Genomic DNA, 491 nt, shown 5'->3' with positions numbered 1-491 from the left:
GCCGCCGGTCGGCCGGCGCCGCCGCGCGCAGCCCCGCCGCCACCGCCCGGAACAGCGCCCAGCCGCGCAGCCGCTCCCGGTCGACCTCCAGCGCGTCCGCCAGCCGGGCGACCCGGCGCCGCACCTCCGCCGCGCCCCCCGGCTCGGCCACCAGGTCCTCGCAGCGGTCGAGCACCAGGCCCGCCACGTCGTACGCGCGCTCGCCGACCAGCGGCACGGGACCGACCGCCAGCCACGGCGCGCGCGTACCGGCCAGCACCTTGCCCTGCCGGAAGTCGCCGTGCAGCAGCACCGCCTCGGGCGCCCGCGCCACCAGCTCCTCCCGCACCGCCAGGGCCTCGGCCGGCGGCGGCGCTCCGGCGTCCGCGGCCCGCGCCCGCAGGGCCTCGGCCTCGGCCGCCGTACGCCGCGCCACCGAGCCGAACGGGTGCCCCTCGCCGGGCGCCACCCACAGCCGCCGCACCGCGCCCGCCGCCTCCAGCCGCGCCCTG

Annotated in this window: 1 protein-coding gene; it reads right to left on the bottom strand. The window is 83.3% G+C overall.

Annotated features, from left to right (window positions below):
* On the bottom strand, positions 1–491 hold a 491-nt coding region (locus RKE29_RS30385), incomplete at both ends, for an aminoglycoside phosphotransferase family protein (protein ID WP_312008912.1).

Source organism: Streptomyces sp. B1866, from assembly GCF_031932565.1.
In the GTDB taxonomy this organism is placed as follows: Bacteria; Actinomycetota; Actinomycetes; order Streptomycetales; family Streptomycetaceae; genus Streptomyces.
Note: the sequence above shows the minus strand (reverse complement) of the source record. Positions and strands in the feature narration are given on the sequence as shown.